Raw genomic sequence first — 14,950 nt, 5'->3', positions numbered from 1 at the left:
TAATGGAGAAATCTGATAGATATGTTTTACCTGAGAGACGGATGAGGAGTTACCCAAGAGTTGTAAAAGGAAAACCTCAAAAATACCCAAGAAAAAGCCAGTCAATCTCTTAACTGACTGGCATTACTGCACTTGCAGGGCTTTTTTATTTATTCTGACAAGATCAGAAGGCTTCATCCTGCGCCGGATCATGGTGCAAGGCATCATGAATGGCTTCGACCAGCTGCTGGGCAATTTCCTGCTTGGAGGCTTTTTCCAGATCGCGTTTTGGCAGATGATAGCCTTCAGCAAAGAACACCGTCATGGCATTTTCATCAGAGGCAAAGCCGATATCTGCACGGGACACATCATTGCAGGCAATCATATCCAGCTTTTTCGCCACCAGTTTGCCGGCCGCATATTCTTCCACATTGCGCGTTTCAGCGGCAAAGCCGACCATAAACGGACGTTTGTCCTGCTGCGCGATAGTCGCCACAATATCCGGATTCTTGATTAAGGCGATATCCAGTTCATCTCCGGATTTTTTGATTTTGTGTTCTGCAACTTCAGCCACGCGATAATCGGCAACCGCCGCGGTGGCAATAAACACATCACAGCCTTCATCCAGCAACTGCATACTGGTGTCCAGCATCTGCACGGCTGAAGAGACATTAATACGGCGGACCCCGTTTGGTGTATCCAGACTGACTGGCCCGGCAATCAGCGTAACTTTGGCGCCAGCTGCATAGCAGGCTGCTGCCAGGGCAAAGCCCATTTTCCCGGTACTATGATTGGAAATATAACGTACCGGATCAATTGCTTCACGGGTTGGCCCGGCGGTAATCACCACATGCTTGCTGGCCAGTAAGCCAAATTTTTCAGCAATCGCACGCTGCGCTTTATGGAAATAATCGGTGACCTGACGCGCTAGCTCTTCCGGCTCAGGCATACGGCCCAGACCGACATCACCACAGGCTTGTGAGCCGGATTCCGGCATAATCACATGCACGCCATCGTCTACCAGCGTCGCCAGATTGCGCTGCGTAGCTTTGGCCGCCCACATCTGCTGATTCATGGCCGGTGCCACCCAGACCGGGGCACTGGTGGCCAGATATAAAGTCGATAACAAGTCATCTGCCAGACCGGCGGCAAATTTGGCCAGGGTGTCACAGCTGGCCGGTGCAATCAGCACCAGATCGGCCCAGCGTGCCAGTTCAATATGCCCCATGCCGGCCTCGGCTTCCGGGTCCAGCAACTGGGTATGCACCGGATTGCCCGACAACGCCTGAAAGGTCAGCGGTGTAATAAAGGCTTGTGCCCCTTCGGTCATCACCACCCGGACGTTAAAGCCAGCGTCCTTTAAACGGCGAACCAGAATGGCACTTTTGTAGGCGGCAATACCGCCAGTAATACCCACAATAATATTTTTATTAGGAATGACACTTAAATCAAAACTCACGAACAGCTTACCTTTCTGTTGCAGTGGGGCTCACAATAGCATTAAATATTGTCATTCCCAAGACATGTCTGGGCGAAATCCATAACAATTCATCACCAATAAGTCTAATAACAATGAACTTCAGTATTAAACATTGGCCGGAACAGGAGCGTCCGCGTGAACGCCTGATCCAGTACGGCGCGCACAGTCTTTCCGATGCCGAACTGCTGGCTATTTTCCTGCGCTCCGGCTCCCAGCAGTACTCTGCCGTTGAACTGGCCCGTCATTTATTACAGGCCTTTGGCAGCCTGAATGCGGTACTCGATGCCGCCCTGCCCGATTTAAGCCAGTTTCATGGCATGGGTCCAAGTAAATACAGCCAGCTGATGGCGGTCAAGGAATTGGGCCGGCGCTATACCGCCCAGCATTTGCAGCAGGACAAACTGGAACTCAGCTCCTCCCGGCTGCTACTGGACTATTTACGCTTTGAACTGCTCGGTGAAACTCAGGAAGTATTTGCAGTATTGTGCCTGGATGCGCAGCTGCGCAAAATCTGTTTTAAGAAACTGTTTTTTGGCGCGCTCAATTCATGTGAAATTTCGATCAACCAGCTGCTACGCTTTGCCATCCAGAAAAACACTACGGCGCTGGTGATCAGTCATAATCATCCTCAGGGACAGCCACAGCCCTCACCGGCCGATTTACAATTGACCCAGCGCATCCAGCAGGCCTGCCAGCTGGTTGATATCCGCCTGATTGATCATTGTATTATTGCTCCCGAAGGCAGTTTTTCCTTTGCTGAACATCAACTCATCAAGTCGACATTTTAAGCAGCGCAACATATTGACAAAAACCCGGCCAGCACAGAAGATCATGAAAAACTTAAGCTGATTCCCAGACATGATTGTACGTGACCAACCGAGCGTATTTAGGCTGTTATTTTCCTGGCGAGGTACCATCTTACCGAAGGTGTTACCACCTTTGGGCGTGGTCATGTTGCTGTCGGCGATTGTCGGCGGCCTGTCCTATGTCGGGTATTTTCACTTCTCTGATTTCCCCCTGATCGGCTTTACCTTAATTGGGGTGGTGCTGTCGATTTTCCTTGGCTTTAAAAATTCGGCCTGTTATGACCGCTGGTGGGAAGCCCGCAAACTGTGGGGCATGTTAATTGCCAATGCGCGCCATTTTGACCGCGACTGCCGGATGCTGGCCCAAGGCCGCCGGGAACGGGTGATTCAGCATGTGATTGTGTTTGCCAATGTGTTGCGTGACCGTCTGCGCCATCAAACTGCCAATCCGACTGAACTGGTAGAAACCAGCGGTATGAGCCAGCAGGCCGTAACCCAGCTGTATCAACAGGCCAATGCGCCGCAATATACCCTCAGCCTGATTCAATGGGAACTGATGCAGGCCCTAAAAGAAGGTGAAATTTCCGATATTATTTACAGCCAGATGAACCAGCATGTGATGGAACTCAGCCTGGTGCAAACCGGTTGTGACCGGATTGCCACCACCCCGCTGCCGTTTGCCTATTCGGTATTGCTAAACCGTACCGTGTACTTTTTCTGCTTTATGCTGCCGTTTAGCTTGGGCTCGACGCTGGGGCTGGCGACACCGCTGCTGGTCGGGATTCTGGCTTATACCTTCTTGGGGTTGGACGCCCTAAGCTCGGAAATTGAAGAGCCATTTGGTACGCAAAGTAATGACTTGCCTTTAGATGCGATGGTGCGCACCATTGAAATCGAATTACTCTCGACTTTGGGGAAACCGACACCACCACCAATTCAGGCACAGGACAATAACCTGCTCTAAAGCAAAAAACCTCAGCCCAGCTGAGGTTTTTTTTGATGCTGAAATACGTTTACGCAGTCAGCGCCGGTGATGGATTGACAAAACTTTCCCAAATTCCGACCTGCCCCGGTTTCAGGCTGGGAATATTGCCCAGTTTCATCCACGGCATATTTTCACCATGAAAATCGCTACCGACCGAGACTTTTAAGCCATGCTCGGCAATCATCCGGTCCACCATCTGCCGGGTAGAACTTGGATCAATCGCCGGCGGCAACTCGACGGCATCTCCACCAAATTTGGCGAAAATTTCAATTAGGTAACGGATATTGGTCGCCGACAGGTCATAACGGGTCGGATGCGCCAGCACCGCAAAACCGCCACTGGCATGAATCACCTGAATAGTTTCCTCCAAGCCCAAGCCTTCAAATTTCACATAGGCTTTTTTGCCTTCTTTAATGTATTTATCAAAGGCCTGCTGCGGCCGGCTGACATAGCCTTTTTCCACCAGAGTTTTGGCAATATGGGTACGGGTCACCCGATCCGGGACATTATCTACCTTGGCAATCACATCGGTATAAATATCTTCACCAATCAGCGGAATTAGCAGCTCGCAAATCTGTTTGGAGCGCGCAGCACGAATATTTTTTTGCTGGGCCAGTAGTGCCGCCATCGGCGCCGGATTTTGCATATTCAAGGCCACAATATGCACAGCATAGCTTTTTTTGGTCGCCAGACGTGACCACTGGCTGGAAATTTCCACGCCAGATATGAGCTTAATCCCGTGATTTTTCGCTGCTTCCTGAGCCAGTGCAATTCCATCCATGCTGTCATGATCGGTCAATGCCAGCGTATGGATCGACAGTTCAGCTGCTGCAGCAATCAATTGCTGCGGACTTAAAGTTCCATCAGAAATATTGCTATGTGTATGTAAATCTACGCCGTGCATCTCTATACTATGACATTTATTTGATCAGATTTAGATACTCTAACATGAAAGCACTTTTAGACTTTGTGCCACTCATTATTTTCTTTTATTTATATAAAACTGTAGATCCAAAAGATACCCACCATCCTTTGCTGCAAATGATCGGCTCTGCCGGTGGTGTGGATAACAATAATATTCTTGTGGCCACCACCGGTCTGATCATTTCCATGTTAGTGGTGTATGGTGCGCTATTTGTGTCGCAAAAATTCCGTTTGGACAAACAGCAGTGGATTGTGCTGTTTATGACCGTGATTTTTGGTGGTATTACCCTAATGCTGAGCGATGACTTCTATATTCGCCTAAAAGCTGTCTTGCTGAATCTGGTCTTTGCTGGCGCCTTCCTGCTGTCGCCGTGGTTCAGCAAAGATCGCAAGCCGTTAATCCAGCGCCTGTTTGGTCCGGTGTTCAATTTAAGCGACAAAGGCTGGATGAAACTGAACTATGCCTGGGTCGGGATGTTTCTATTAATGTCCTTCCTGCACGGCTTCTTTGCCTATATCTTTATGGGTGGAAAATACTGGGGAGAATTCACTGCTTTTGGTGACATGATTGTGATGTTTTCCTTTATCATTATTCAGTTTATTGTATTGCGTAAATACTTTAAAACTGCCGAATAAATCCTTCAGTCCGCTTGAGCGAGAATACCTTATGCCTTTATTTGTGGTGACCTGTACCGATAACGAAGGAACCGTCGAAAAACGTCTGGCCATTCGTCCGCAACATCTTGAACGTCTGCAACAGCTGGATGATGAAGGCCGTCTAATTGTCGCCGGTGCGATGCCGAAAGATCCGGCCAATCCACAAGCGGGCTTTTATGGCAGTACCATTATTGTCGATTTTGATTCTCGTGAAGCCCTTGATGCCTGGCTGCAAGATGAGCCATTCCTGAAAGCAGGCGTCTATGGCCAGATTGAAGTCAAACCTTTTAATAAAGCATTTCCTAAAGGATAAGCTGCATGCGCGTTGTTGTCCCGAGTCTACTGGGTCTATCCTTCTTCTGTTCTGCACTGTGGGCCGTTGAACCGGCTGTACCCGCTGCTATAAATACCACGGCTCAAGTCACGCCAGCGGTCGCAACGCCAGCCAAACCGGCGATTATACCGGCTGTGGCCACCACCACAGCGCCGGCAACGGCCAACCAGCCGCTGACCGCTGAGCAGCTAGCCAAGAATAAAGCGGCACAGGAAGCTAAAATCAAGGCGCTGGTCAAAGATCAGGAAAGCCGCCTGCAACAGCTGGAAAAAGCCAATCTGGAAGCACTGGCGCAAAACCAGGAACTGCAGCTGAAAAATGACAATCTGGGTGTACAGGTTCAGGTCTTACAAAGTGAACGTAGCGCGCAGATGTTTCTTTACGGCGCTGCCACGCTGGCTGTCGGCGTATTGCTGGGCTTTTTGGTGGCCAGCTATGTGTATACCAAACGTCGCCGTCAGTGGTAATGTTCTGCTTCATTAAAGGTAATCTGGGTGTTGTCTAATCGCATTCAAACCGCCGATCTCGATTGGCAACATATTGAGGGCATTGATGTCCCGGTATCAAAACAGTTTGGGGATGTCTACTTTTCCAAGGACAATGGCCTGCTGGAAACCCGGCATGTATTTTTAAACGGTAATGACCTGTCCGGGCGTCTGGCAGCCCTGCAAGATTATGAATATTTCTGTGTCGGAGAAACTGGCTTCGGCACCGGCCTGAATATTCTGGCCTTATGGCAATTGTGGCAACAGGTGCGTCCTGAGAATCACAGCCATTTACATGCCATTTCGGTGGAGAAATTTCCGCTTTCCAAAGCCGATTTAATTCGCGCCTTAAATGCCTGGCCAGAATTAAAACCTCTGGCCGATCAGCTGATTGCCCAGTACCCATTACCACTGGCCGGCTGTCATCGCCTGTCGTTTCCGGAGCAGCGTTTTTCTATCGACCTTTGGCTCGGTGATGCGCACGATGTCTTTCCGATGATGGCCAAAACCACACAGGTCAATGCCTGGTTTTTAGATGGCTTTGCGCCCTCCTGCAATCCGGATATGTGGGAAGAACAGGTGCTCAATCATATTATTCGCCTGTCAGATGTCGGCACTACCTTCGCTTCCTTTAGTGTAGCCGGGGTGTTAAAGCGAGGTTTAAGACAGCACGGGATTCATATTTCCCGGCCGCGCGGGTTTGGCCATAAACGCGAAATGCTAAAAGGCATCTGGTTAGCGCCAGAAGAACCGCTTAGCCCAGAACGGGAAACTGAACCAGCAACCTCAGTTCCTTCGACCTCTGTACAGCAACGGCATATTGCCATTATTGGTGCCGGTATTGCCGGTTTAAGCATAGCTTGGGCTTTTGCCCAGCGTGGCCATCTAGTTTCTCTGTATGATCAAAGCGCGCCACTGGCGGGTGGCTCGGGTAATCCGCTAGCCCTGCTCAATCCCAAGCTGTGTGCTATTGAACAGAGCCATACCCATTTAATGACCCTGGCCTGGCAACATGCCTTAAATCATTATGCAAAGTTTCAGGCCTTCCGCCCGATTCAGGTCAATCAGCTTGGGCTAAAAAATCCGGAACAGCTGCTGGCACTGGCCGATGAATATCCGCCAGGTATTCTGGAAAAAGATTTAGACGCACAGCTGCGATCAGAATTTCCTGCCCTGCGTCTGCTACAGGCTGGCGCGGTGTCGCCACATCAACTGTGTGCGGAGATTCTGGCGCATGAGCGGATTCAATATCAGCAGGCCAAAATCACTCAGATTCACCCGACAGATCGACCGGAACTGTTCAGTGACAACCAATCTCTGGGCCAGTTTGATCATGTCTTTGTCTGCACAGCCCGTGAATCTGGCCAGTTTTTTGAACATTATCCGCTGTTAAAACCGATTCGGGGTCAGGTCAGCTGGCTGAAGAATACCCAGCAACCGCTGCGTTTAGATAGCTCCTATAGTTATGGCGGTTACTGTATGCAGCTCGATGCAGAGCAGTTGATTTTAGGCGCGTCTTTTTATCCGGGTCGGGATGATGCCGAAGTCTTACGAGAAGATCATGAACATAATCTGGCGCTGATCCGTAGCGTCTTCCCCGACTATGCGGACACCCTGCCTGATCCACACAGCTGGCAAGGCCGTGCGTCAATCCGTGCGCAAAGTCAGGATTATTTCCCGCTGCTTGGAGCACTTGAAACCGGACAGCAAGTCTATAGCCTGACTGGACTCGGTTCCAAAGGTTTTCTGTTTGCACCGCTATGCAGTGAAATTCTGGCCGCACAGATTTTAAATGAGGCCTGCCCGGTGCCGATGCAGGTACTGGAGAAACTTAACATCCGCCGTTTTCAAAAGAAAGCCAAAGCCAAGAAACCGTATTTTAAGGCCTAAGCTAAAAACGTTGTATAGATCGAGAATGATGGCCCGGTTTAGTTTGAAAGATCAGGCTTAGTGTGGAAGTCGAGGAGAGCATTTATTTTCTTCATTTAAAATGCTTGATCATATGAGGGAATGTTCTGATCTTTTTAGTCAATGATCAACAGTGTTCATAAAAAAGCGCCTGACGGCGCTTTTTGCTTATTGCCCTTGAACCAAAGGCAAACCGGCATCACGTGCAGCACGGGTACCGCCCATCAGCACCACATATTCACGTGAGCTGTCCAGCTCTTCTAACAATTCAGCCGCGCGCGGCGCTTTGCTGCCACCGCCACATAAGATGTAAATCGGTTGATCCGCTGACACCTGAGTCAAGCTATCTGCTGACAAGTTGGCAATTGGCTGATTGACTGCGCCTTGAATATGCGCTTCAGCATAAGCACTTGCATCACGGACATCCCAGATGATTGCATTTTCTGGGAACTCAAATGTTGTAATTTCTTGCTTACGGATCATTGTGCACTCCTTTGATGTAAACAACACTTGGCAAATGAAGAAAACATCCCTAGCATCTCAGATATTCTTTCCATTTGTAAAGGTCTAAACTATGCCATCTTTCGATATTGTTTCAGAATTAGAAATTTTTGAAGTAAATCATGCAGTTCAGAATACTCAAAAAGAAATCGCAACACGTTTCGATTTCCGTGGTCAAGATGTTTCTATCGAACTGAATGAGAAAGCCAAAGAGATCAAAATCAAAACCGAAAGTGATTTCCAATGTGAGCAAGTATATACCATGCTGGAGAATCATTTTTATAAACGTAAGATTGATGTGCAGGCGCTAGACCCGCAAAAAGCCACGGCCTCAGGTAAAAACGTGATTCAGACGGTGAAGCTCAAAGATGGTCTTGACTCTGATACCGCGAAAAAAATTAATAAAGCCATTAAAGAAAGCGGCATTAAAGTGCAATCTTCTATTCAGGGCGACAAAATCCGTGTGACGGATAAAAAACGCGACACCTTACAGCAAGTGATGGCGTTTTTAAAAGAACAGCAATTTGGCCTGCCACTGCAATTTAACAACTTCAAAGATTAAGCTCTTTGCTCCCGCATAGGAATCGATCATGGCACAAGCGAATCGTTTAGCAAAATTAGTCAAAGCGACAGCAAAATTTCCACAGGTGATTCGCACCACTTTGTGGAGCAAAGCCTTTGGCCGGATCGTGCCTATGGTGGGGACAGCCAAATTAAAATATCTCGAAGTCAGTTCGGCCAAAGTGGTGGTGAAAATTGACAATCATAAAGCCATGCAAAACCATATTGGCCAGGTACATGCCTGTGCTATGGCGCTAATTGCAGAAACTGCCACCGGCTTTGTGACCGGCATGAATGTGCCCGATCACTCGATTGTGTTAATTAAAAGCTTTAAAGTTGATTTTAAACGCCCGACGCAAGGCGCCATGACCGCAGTCGCAACGCTGACAGCAGAACAGCAGCACTTGATGCAACACACCGAAAAAGGTGAAACGCTGGTTGCGGTCGAAGTGACCGATGAATCGGGTGAAGCACCAATTCAATGTGAAATGCTCTGGGCCTGGGTCAGTAAAGATCAGCTTAAAAAAGCCCGTTAACCCGCTTTAAACCATAAAAAAACCCCAGTTTCAGAACTGGGATTTTTGATCTTTGAGTGCACAAATTATACAGCTTGCGATTCCAGATACTTCTGCTTCACTTCCTCGGAAATCTGACGCTTGTTGCCTTTGACATCTACCGCGACAAAGGTAAAGACGCCTTCGGTAACGCGTTTTGCTGCACGTGAACTGTCATGGCTGTCCCAGACTTCAATCTGCATCTGAATTGAGGTATTGCCCAGTTTCAGGATTTTGGTATAGCAGCTGATCACATCACCCACTTTCACAGGCACCAGAAAGGTCATCTGGTTAATGGCAATGGTGGCACAGCGACCTTGGGTAAAACGCTCGGCATGAATTGCCCCGGCCAAGTCCATCTGCGAAACAATCCAGCCCCCGAACACATCTCCACTCCAGTTGGTATCGGCAGGCATAGCAATGGTTTGAAGAGAGAGCGTCCCTTCCGGTTTTAGTTGAGAATCTGACACATTCGCTCCGGGCGTGATTAAGGGTTTGAAGTTAAGTGCTGATCTAACCACTGTTTCAGTTCGGTCGATCTTAATGCGCCGCTTATTCTAGCAATTTCGGTGGTCTTATTCATCAACACCAGCGTGGGAATACTGCGCACATTAAAAGCACTGCTTAAACGCGGATTTTCTTCAGTATTAATTTTGGCAAAAATTACTTGCGGATATTGCGCCGCAACCTGGGCAAAATGCGGCGCCATCATCTTGCAGGGTCCACACCACTCTGCCCACAGGTCGATCAGGATTGGCAAATCACTGTGCTGGATAAACTGGCTAAAATTCTGCTCATTCAGGTCAATCGGCGCCAGTGGAATTAAAGCCTGATGACATTGTCCGCATGTTGGATGGGCAGTTAGCTTATCCTCCGGAACACGGTTTTTGGCACTACAGGCTGGACAGACAACAATCATTTAGCTTACTCCAATATGCTGATGTAGAAATTCTAATTGAGTCTTGACGGCTTTTTCAAAATATTGGCCATGATAAACATCAAAATGCTGCATATCCCATTCATGATATTGCACATAAGGCGCAATATTGGTGGCTGTTTCACGACTCGATTCAATCGGGATCAGGCTGTCGCGTTTGGCGGCAATAAACAGCACCGGAATATTAATCTGGCGCACATCCTGAATCGGCCGATAACGGATCAGATGAAACAGCGCCCGTGCCGGAATCTCGCCACTCCAGTAAAAATCTGGATGTAAAATCGACAGATAACCTTCATAACTATCCGCCGTCGGTAAGAAACACAGCCCTTTCGGATCAACTACCGGCAAGGTTTTTGGCATTAAGCCAACTTTAGCGCCCATATAATCCTGACTGGAAATTTTTAAGGCACGTGGCAGCTGCTGAATCGGATACAGCTTGGCACTGGCCGCGCCATCTACAAATGGCACCTGCACCATCACTGCTTTTAAATGGTTTAACTGCGAAGCCAGAGTTAAGACATAGCCGCCGCTTAATGCTGTACCCCAGAGGATAATCCGTCGACCATCTACCGATTGCCGTTCCTGTACATGTGAAATCATGGTACGCCAGTCATCCAGCTGCCGCGACAACGACACCAGCTCGCGTGGTCGCCCGGTACTACCGCCCCAATAGCGATAATCAAACAGCACCACCGCATACCCGGCACGGGCAAAGCGTTTGGCATATTGCACCAGCTTGAACTGACGCAGGCCGGCCAGACCATGCGCCATTAAAATAACCGCTGGTTTAGTAGGAGTTTTTGGCAGGTAAAAATCGGCAGCAATGACCTCCTGACCGCTTTTGACATAGAGAGGCTCGACAGTATAGGCATGCATGGCTGCTCCAGTGCGTTGTTTTATGGTTGTAATCGTTTATAAATATTTCAGAACAATCTGCGCGAAAATCTGGCTAGTGGTATTATAGAGCATAATATTCAGATATGGATGATGGAGTGGCATTATGAGTGAGCATGTTGGCTTTGCAGGTCAAATTGGCCCGGAACACGTAACCCAAGTGGTTGAAAAAGGCTTTAAATCAATTATTAACAACCGTCCAGACATGGAAGGTGGCCCGGAACAACCGACCAGCGCACAAATTGAAGATGCAGCGCGTAATGCAGGGTTAGATTATGTCTATCAACCGGTGGTGGCTGGGCAAATTACCGAGTTGGATGTCCGTACCTTTGCCAATCACTTTAATGAATTACCAAAACCGGTTCTGATGTTCTGCCGTACCGGCAACCGCTCAAATAACTTATATCAACTGGCCAAACAAATGGACCTGTTAGATGACTAAATCGTTGTGGATAGGGATGGTTTTGGCGCTCTCAATGACCACGACCTCCCTATGCGTTGCTGCCAGTGATTTTAGCCGTGCGTTAAATGCCAATCTTAGTGTTTCTGGGCAAATGACACCTGAGAAATTTAAGATCTTGCTGCAAGATGGGTTTAAATCGGTAATTGTGAACCGCCCTGATCAGGAAGCAGGCAACACGGTGAAAGTGAACCAATTACGTGACATTGCCGAGAAATCACGGGTTAGCGTGATTTATCAACCCGTAAGCAGCGGTGTAATTTCTCAGGCCGATGTGCAGGAGTTTGCGAAGTACTATAACGAACTGCCGAAACCGATTTTAATGGTCTGTCGTAGTGGTTCACGCTCGGCAGCCTTATTTAATCAGGCAAAAAATCAGGGGTTATTGCATGAATAAAATCTGGATCATGCTGATTTGTGCATGTGTACTGGCAGGTTGTAGCTCTATGGATGTCCGCCCAACGGTGGGGGTGAGTGTGGGGACGACAATTTAATTAAGTTAACTCATGAAAGGCGCTATATGCGTCTTTTTTTCTATGGTATCTTTACATAATACAAATAAATCTTATACATAATTTTTTATTAGGGGAACTTTATGAACTTAGTTAAAGGCTCATTAATTTTAGCACTCTCAGGACTTATTAGTGCATGTGGTGGAGGGGGAAGTAAAGGCTATTATGATAGTGGCGCTACATCGAATGAATCTAATAATACCACTCCCCCACCAAGTACCTCTGTTGAAATTGCGACAAAACAACTTGAGATTCTAAAACGTGAAGGACAATTTTTATTTGGTAATTATGATGCAAATGATTTAAATACTACCAAAGGTTATATTGATCACTCACTAGATACTTTTGCACATGGGCCATTACAACTAACTCTGGCTATTAGAGATGTAAATCTTGCCAGTTTTCCTGAATTCTATCGTGAAAAATGTTTTGAAAAAAGTACCAGCGATTATCGTGCATGTTACTCATTCACAGGCGATCAAATTAAAACTTTATTACCAGCTTATAATGATTGGGACTTCGAAATTACCCGCGATGACCTAAAGAATATCCGCTTAGAAGATGATGGGATAACTCCGAATCTAGAAGCATACCAAGCCACCACACGTATTTTTATTTTTGAAAATGAGAATATAGATAAAAACTTACATGATGTGACAATCACAGGGGCTTTTGCATATCCATTCAAACAGAAATGGGTCGAACAAGAGCATCAAAAGCGCTTTGTATTAATTAATGAGTCGACTAGTGATTATAAAATTACTGTAACAACAACAGAAATAGACCCTGAAACGGACTTACCCGTTGAAAAAGAAGTTACTACAGGAGCTTTTAGCACTTATAAAGATTTGACGTCTTTAGATGGTGAGTTATTTATGTTTGAAAAAGGTTCTGGTTTTAATGTTCTTATAAATGACAATGCAAATATTTCATTCGCCGAGCCTATATCCTTTATCTTCAACTCTACACCAGGTGATCTAAGTAGCTCATCGAGTTATCGTATTAAAAATAATGGTGAAAAAGAATTAAAGCTTGTTAATATTACAGCAATTGATGGCACTCGTGTTGAGAATGAAATACCTGAGCGTAATATACAATCTTTCACTGGCAACATCTCTTTAACTGGTAAAAATATTTTTAGCTTTAAAAATGAAACTAGTGGAACTTTGAATTTTGAACACATGATCAATAATATTACATTTAAGGGCACATCTACCAATAATAATGGAACTATTAGCACAACTTTAACCGAGCCAACTGGTATAAAATTTTAATGTAAGAAATTGCAATTAAACCCTCTAAATAGAGGGTTTTTTTATATATTCGATAGTATCTCTCTTTATTGAAATTGCTCCTATGTACGACATTATTATTATTGGTGCAGGCACAGCAGGAATCACTGCTTATCAAGAAGCCATCAAGCACACACAAAATATTCTTATTATTAATGACGGTTCCTGGGATACGACCTGTGCCCGAGTGGGCTGTATGCCCAGTAAAGTGCTGATTTCTGCTGCACATCGCCTACACGATTTGCAAGAAGCAGATAAAGTTGGTCTCAACATCAAAGCCCAGGTCGATACCACACAGGTCATGCCGCATGTCCGCGCTTTACGTGACCATTTCACCCAGGCCACTTTAAAAGAAGTTGAAAGCTGGGATGCACAACACAAAATTCAGGGCAAGGCAGAGTTTATTGATGCTCAAACCGTACAGGTGAATGAACAGCAATATCAGGCCAAAGCCTTTATTCTGGCTGTCGGCTCTACCCCAACCTATGACGCTGAATGGAAGCAGCAGCTCGGCGAACGACTCATTACCTCAGATCAAATCTTTGAACTAGACGCCATCCCTAAATCTTTAGCCGTGATTGGCAGTGGCGTCATTGCACTGGAGCTGGCTCAAGCCATGCAACGGTTAGGGTGTGATACCACAATATTTGCGCGAAGTCGCCGTGTTGGTGCACTGACCAGTCCTGATCTACAACAACTCGCCCAAGATATTCTCAGTAATGAATTAAAGATTAAGTTTGAAGTCTTACCGCAAAACGTGGAAAAGGTAGGCAATCAGGTCAAGCTTGAGTTTAGCGAGCAAGGTCAAACGCAGCACCTTATGGTTGATTATGTACTGGTGGCCACCGGCCGTCGTAGTCATTTAGATTCGCTGAATCTACAACAGATTGACTCTCAATTTGGTAATCTTAAAGAGCTACCGATTGATCCACAAACCAAACAACTGGGAAATTACCCAATTTTTGTGGTTGGTGATGCGCATACTTCTACCCCCATTCAGCATGAAGCAGCCCATGAAGGCCGAGGTGCAGTGCATAACTACCTTAATTATCCAAAACTAAAGAGTTTAAAAGACTTAACACCGCTGAGTATTGTGTTTAGTCAACCGGAAATGGCAATTGCTGGCCAAAGCTATAAACAGCTTAAAAACAAGAACATCGACTTTGTGATTGGAAAAGTGTCTTATGAGCGCCAAGGTCGGGCGATGGTTCTGGCTAAAAATAAGGGTGCTGTTGAAATTTATATTGATAAACGTACACGCCAATTATTAGGTGCAGAACTCTTTGTAAAATCTGCCGAACATTTTGCCCATACTTTTGCTTGGCTGATTGATGAAGGGGTAACGTTAGATGAACTTCTTGCTAAGCCTTTCTATCATCCGACGCTTGAAGAAGGTTTAAGAACGGCTTTAAAACATGCTCGCCGACAGTTGAGAAATCAAGAGGAAGGTTAATCTTCTCTATTTTTCTCATTTCACTGTCATTTTGATTCTACTTATCTTTATTTCCCACACAAATTTCCCGCATAAAAAAATCCCCCTAGCTTTTGCTAGGGGGATTTTGAATAATGAGCTGGCGATGACTTACTCTCACATGGGTAACCCCACACTACCATCAGCGCTAAGAGGTTTCACTTCTGAGTTCGGGAAGGGATCAGGTGGTTCACTCTTGCTATTGTC

Annotated in this window: 18 protein-coding genes and 1 rRNA gene; 12 read left to right on the top strand and 7 right to left on the bottom strand. The window is 46.6% G+C overall.

The genetic code is table 11. The annotated features are described in order from the left end of the window. Positions 1–163: 163 nt before the first annotated feature. On the bottom strand, positions 164–1,438 hold the full coding sequence (gene coaBC, locus FTU54_RS14280) for a bifunctional phosphopantothenoylcysteine decarboxylase/phosphopantothenate--cysteine ligase CoaBC (RefSeq protein ID WP_005182280.1): 1,275 nt from the start codon (positions 1,436–1,438) through the stop codon (positions 164–166). 113 nt (positions 1,439–1,551) lie between these two features. On the opposite strand from coaBC, the gene radC reads away from it, so the two are divergent. Together radC and FTU54_RS14270 are read left to right on the top strand one after the other, a co-directional pair. Continuing rightward, positions 1,552–2,247 (top strand): DNA repair protein RadC, encoded by a 696-nt coding sequence (gene radC, locus FTU54_RS14275; RefSeq protein ID WP_005182279.1) that lies wholly within the window; start codon positions 1,552–1,554, stop codon positions 2,245–2,247. Between the two features lie 70 nt (positions 2,248–2,317). Further along, the gene (locus FTU54_RS14270) at positions 2,318–3,229 is read left to right on the top strand and encodes a bestrophin family protein (RefSeq protein WP_005182277.1); all 912 of its coding nucleotides are present in this window, start codon (positions 2,318–2,320) and stop codon (positions 3,227–3,229) included. 49 nt (positions 3,230–3,278) lie between these two features. Here FTU54_RS14270 and FTU54_RS14265 read toward each other — a convergent pair whose 3' ends face one another. Then, a complete protein-coding gene (locus FTU54_RS14265; protein ID WP_180047372.1) occupies positions 3,279–4,154 on the bottom strand; it encodes a PHP domain-containing protein in 876 nt (291 codons plus the stop codon). 44 nt (positions 4,155–4,198) lie between these two features. Between FTU54_RS14265 and FTU54_RS14260 the strand changes: the two genes are divergently transcribed. The 4 genes from FTU54_RS14260 to mnmC are packed head-to-tail and all read left to right on the top strand — an operon-like array spanning position 4,199 to position 7,540. Next, positions 4,199–4,810: a septation protein IspZ gene (locus FTU54_RS14260; RefSeq protein WP_005182273.1), complete on the top strand. Its 612-nt coding sequence runs from the start codon at positions 4,199–4,201 to the stop codon at positions 4,808–4,810. A gap of 31 nt (positions 4,811–4,841) precedes the next feature. Continuing rightward, a complete protein-coding gene (locus FTU54_RS14255) occupies positions 4,842–5,144 on the top strand; it encodes a YciI family protein (RefSeq protein ID WP_005182271.1) in 303 nt (100 codons plus the stop codon). Positions 5,145–5,149: 5 nt separating this feature from the next. Continuing rightward, positions 5,150–5,632 (top strand): hypothetical protein, encoded by a 483-nt coding sequence (locus FTU54_RS14250; protein ID WP_104504233.1) that lies wholly within the window; start codon positions 5,150–5,152, stop codon positions 5,630–5,632. A gap of 30 nt (positions 5,633–5,662) precedes the next feature. Further along, positions 5,663–7,540 carry an FAD-dependent 5-carboxymethylaminomethyl-2-thiouridine(34) oxidoreductase MnmC gene (mnmC, locus tag FTU54_RS14245; RefSeq protein WP_180047374.1) on the top strand — a complete coding sequence of 626 codons (1,878 nt, stop codon included), beginning with the start codon at positions 5,663–5,665 and terminating at the stop codon, positions 7,538–7,540. A gap of 186 nt (positions 7,541–7,726) precedes the next feature. Here the strand turns inward: mnmC and FTU54_RS14240 are convergent, their stop codons facing one another. Continuing rightward, a complete protein-coding gene (locus FTU54_RS14240; protein ID WP_005182260.1) occupies positions 7,727–8,041 on the bottom strand; it encodes a rhodanese-like domain-containing protein in 315 nt (104 codons plus the stop codon). A 91-nt stretch (positions 8,042–8,132) separates the two neighbouring features. Between FTU54_RS14240 and FTU54_RS14235 the strand changes: the two genes are divergently transcribed. Together FTU54_RS14235 and FTU54_RS14230 are read left to right on the top strand one after the other, a co-directional pair. After that, positions 8,133–8,621, top strand: coding sequence for a YajQ family cyclic di-GMP-binding protein (locus tag FTU54_RS14235; protein WP_005182257.1), 489 nt, complete (start codon positions 8,133–8,135; stop codon positions 8,619–8,621). Positions 8,622–8,649: 28 nt separating this feature from the next. Beyond that, positions 8,650–9,156 (top strand): DUF4442 domain-containing protein, encoded by a 507-nt coding sequence (locus tag FTU54_RS14230; RefSeq protein ID WP_016659551.1) that lies wholly within the window; start codon positions 8,650–8,652, stop codon positions 9,154–9,156. 65 nt (positions 9,157–9,221) lie between these two features. Here FTU54_RS14230 and FTU54_RS14225 read toward each other — a convergent pair whose 3' ends face one another. The 3 genes from FTU54_RS14225 to FTU54_RS14215 all read right to left on the bottom strand — a co-directional run bounded on the left by FTU54_RS14225 (position 9,222) and on the right by FTU54_RS14215 (position 10,990). Next, on the bottom strand, positions 9,222–9,590 hold the full coding sequence (locus tag FTU54_RS14225) for an acyl-CoA thioesterase (protein ID WP_171525181.1): 369 nt from the start codon (positions 9,588–9,590) through the stop codon (positions 9,222–9,224). 71 nt (positions 9,591–9,661) lie between these two features. Next, positions 9,662–10,093, bottom strand: coding sequence for a thioredoxin TrxC (gene trxC / locus FTU54_RS14220; protein ID WP_016659552.1), 432 nt, complete (start codon positions 10,091–10,093; stop codon positions 9,662–9,664). Next, entirely contained in the window at positions 10,094–10,990 is an 897-nt protein-coding gene (locus FTU54_RS14215) for an alpha/beta hydrolase (protein ID WP_075168316.1), read from the bottom strand. A 124-nt stretch (positions 10,991–11,114) separates the two neighbouring features. Between FTU54_RS14215 and FTU54_RS14210 the strand changes: the two genes are divergently transcribed. The 4 genes from FTU54_RS14210 (at position 11,115) to FTU54_RS14195 (ending at position 14,725) form a co-directional block, all read left to right on the top strand. Then, positions 11,115–11,450, top strand: coding sequence for a TIGR01244 family sulfur transferase (locus FTU54_RS14210; protein ID WP_005182227.1), 336 nt, complete (start codon positions 11,115–11,117; stop codon positions 11,448–11,450). Then, positions 11,443–11,865: a beta-lactamase hydrolase domain-containing protein gene (locus FTU54_RS14205; protein ID WP_180047376.1), complete on the top strand. Its 423-nt coding sequence runs from the start codon at positions 11,443–11,445 to the stop codon at positions 11,863–11,865. Before FTU54_RS14210 ends, FTU54_RS14205 begins: the two co-directional genes overlap by 8 nt. Positions 11,866–12,063: 198 nt before the next feature. Then, on the top strand, positions 12,064–13,254 hold the full coding sequence (locus tag FTU54_RS14200; protein ID WP_180047378.1) for a hypothetical protein: 1,191 nt from the start codon (positions 12,064–12,066) through the stop codon (positions 13,252–13,254). Positions 13,255–13,336: 82 nt separating this feature from the next. Further along, positions 13,337–14,725 carry a dihydrolipoyl dehydrogenase gene (locus tag FTU54_RS14195; RefSeq protein ID WP_180047380.1) on the top strand — a complete coding sequence of 463 codons (1,389 nt, stop codon included), beginning with the start codon at positions 13,337–13,339 and terminating at the stop codon, positions 14,723–14,725. A gap of 116 nt (positions 14,726–14,841) precedes the next feature. On the opposite strand, the gene rrf is transcribed toward FTU54_RS14195, so the two are convergent. Further along, a 5S ribosomal RNA gene (gene rrf / locus FTU54_RS14190) occupies positions 14,842–14,950 on the bottom strand; the annotation flags it as partial.

It is taken from the genome of Acinetobacter sp. YH12116, from assembly GCF_013418895.1.
In the GTDB taxonomy this organism is placed as follows: domain Bacteria; phylum Pseudomonadota; class Gammaproteobacteria; order Pseudomonadales; family Moraxellaceae; genus Acinetobacter; species Acinetobacter indicus.
Note: the sequence above shows the minus strand (reverse complement) of the source record. Positions and strands in the feature narration are given on the sequence as shown.

Coding starts and splice junctions, on each gene's coding strand:
- FTU54_RS14200 (WP_180047378.1), top strand. CDS start 12,064: ATGAACTTAGTTAAAGGCTCATTAATTTTAGCACTCTCAGGACTTATT.
- FTU54_RS14205 (WP_180047376.1), top strand. CDS start 11,443: ATGACTAAATCGTTGTGGATAGGGATGGTTTTGGCGCTCTCAATGACC.
- FTU54_RS14240 (WP_005182260.1), bottom strand. CDS start 8,041: ATGATCCGTAAGCAAGAAATTACAACATTTGAGTTCCCAGAAAATGCA.
- FTU54_RS14270 (WP_005182277.1), top strand. CDS start 2,318: ATGATTGTACGTGACCAACCGAGCGTATTTAGGCTGTTATTTTCCTGG.
- trxC (WP_016659552.1), bottom strand. CDS start 10,093: ATGATTGTTGTCTGTCCAGCCTGTAGTGCCAAAAACCGTGTTCCGGAG.
- radC (WP_005182279.1), top strand. CDS start 1,552: ATGAACTTCAGTATTAAACATTGGCCGGAACAGGAGCGTCCGCGTGAA.
- FTU54_RS14195 (WP_180047380.1), top strand. CDS start 13,337: ATGTACGACATTATTATTATTGGTGCAGGCACAGCAGGAATCACTGCT.
- FTU54_RS14235 (WP_005182257.1), top strand. CDS start 8,133: ATGCCATCTTTCGATATTGTTTCAGAATTAGAAATTTTTGAAGTAAAT.
- FTU54_RS14265 (WP_180047372.1), bottom strand. CDS start 4,154: ATGCACGGCGTAGATTTACATACACATAGCAATATTTCTGATGGAACT.
- FTU54_RS14210 (WP_005182227.1), top strand. CDS start 11,115: ATGAGTGAGCATGTTGGCTTTGCAGGTCAAATTGGCCCGGAACACGTA.
- FTU54_RS14260 (WP_005182273.1), top strand. CDS start 4,199: ATGAAAGCACTTTTAGACTTTGTGCCACTCATTATTTTCTTTTATTTA.
- FTU54_RS14230 (WP_016659551.1), top strand. CDS start 8,650: ATGGCACAAGCGAATCGTTTAGCAAAATTAGTCAAAGCGACAGCAAAA.
- FTU54_RS14215 (WP_075168316.1), bottom strand. CDS start 10,990: ATGCATGCCTATACTGTCGAGCCTCTCTATGTCAAAAGCGGTCAGGAG.
- FTU54_RS14225 (WP_171525181.1), bottom strand. CDS start 9,590: ATGCCTGCCGATACCAACTGGAGTGGAGATGTGTTCGGGGGCTGGATT.
- FTU54_RS14250 (WP_104504233.1), top strand. CDS start 5,150: ATGCGCGTTGTTGTCCCGAGTCTACTGGGTCTATCCTTCTTCTGTTCT.
- FTU54_RS14255 (WP_005182271.1), top strand. CDS start 4,842: ATGCCTTTATTTGTGGTGACCTGTACCGATAACGAAGGAACCGTCGAA.